This window comes from Mycolicibacterium iranicum, from assembly GCF_002101705.1.
Lineage (GTDB): Bacteria > Actinomycetota > Actinomycetes > Mycobacteriales > Mycobacteriaceae > Mycobacterium > Mycobacterium iranicum.
This window is the reverse complement of the sequence record NZ_LQPC01000074.1, coordinates 1-1,090: the sequence shown is the minus strand read 5'-3', so window position 1 is coordinate 1,090 and position 1,090 is coordinate 1. Positions and strand designations below refer to the sequence as shown.

1 protein-coding gene is annotated in these 1,090 nt (G+C 65.0%); it reads left to right on the top strand.

Features of this window, described 5'->3' with window-relative positions; genetic code table 11:
- Positions 1-105: 105 nt before the first annotated feature.
- On the top strand, positions 106-1,090 hold a 985-nt coding region (locus AWC12_RS29005; protein WP_024449072.1), incomplete at its 3' end, for an IS481 family transposase.

The window sequence follows — 1,090 nt, the reverse complement described above, 5'->3', positions numbered from 1 at the left end:
TGTACTGACCACGGACGTTGGTGACGGCGTGGTGAGGTGACAAGACGAAGACCTCCGAGTGGAGTGCGAGCTGTCTAGGAACGCTCACCGATCTCGGAGGTCTTCGTGGTTCACCGTAATGCCCCTTTGTCTGAAACCGGTCGCCTGAGGCTGGCTCGATGCGTTGTCGATGACGGGTGGTCGCGTCGGCGCGCGGCCGAACGCTTCCAGGTGTCGGTCACCACCGTCTGTCGATGGGTGGACCGCTACCTGGAGCTGGGCGAGGCCGGGATGGCCGACCGCAGCTCACGACCGCACCACAGCCCCAACCGCACGCCTACACGCCTTGAGCGGCGCATCATCGGCGTACGCGTCACTCGACGGTGGGGGCCGGCCCGGATCGCCTACCTGCTGGGGATGAACGTCTCCACCGTCTCCAACGTGTTGCGCCGCTACCGCATCGCCAAGCTGCGATGGCTCGACCGAGCCACCGGCCGCGTCGTGCGCCGCATGGAATCGACCGCATGCGGTGATCTGGTGCACGTCGATGTCAAGAAGTTGGGCAAGATCCCCGCCGGAGGCGGCTGGCGCATGCTCGGCCGTTCGGCCGGAAAGCGCAACGCTTTCGCCGACAAGAGCAGCGGAATGACGAAGAACCGAAAGCCGGTGCGCGGTTATCACTTCCTGCACACCGCCCTGGACGCGCACTCCCGGTTGGCCTACTCCGAGATGCTGGTCGACGAGCGCAAGGAGACCGCCGCCGAGTTCTGGGATCGGGCCAACGCTTGGTTCATCGAGCAGGGCATCATTGTTCGGAAGGTGTTGACCGACAACGGGTCCTGCTACCGGTCACATGCATTCCGCAACGCGCTGGGCGACGAAATCGAACATCGCCGCACTCGGCCCTACCGGCCGCAGACCAACGGCAAGGTGGAACGCTTCCACCGCACCCTGGCCGACGAGTGGGCCTACGCCCGTCTCTACACCAGCGACGCCGAACGCTGCGCCGAATATCCGCGCTGGCTGCACAACTACAATCACCACCGCGGCCACACCGCACTCGGCGGTCAACCACCAGCCAGCCGCGTACCTAACCTCTCAGGTCAGTACA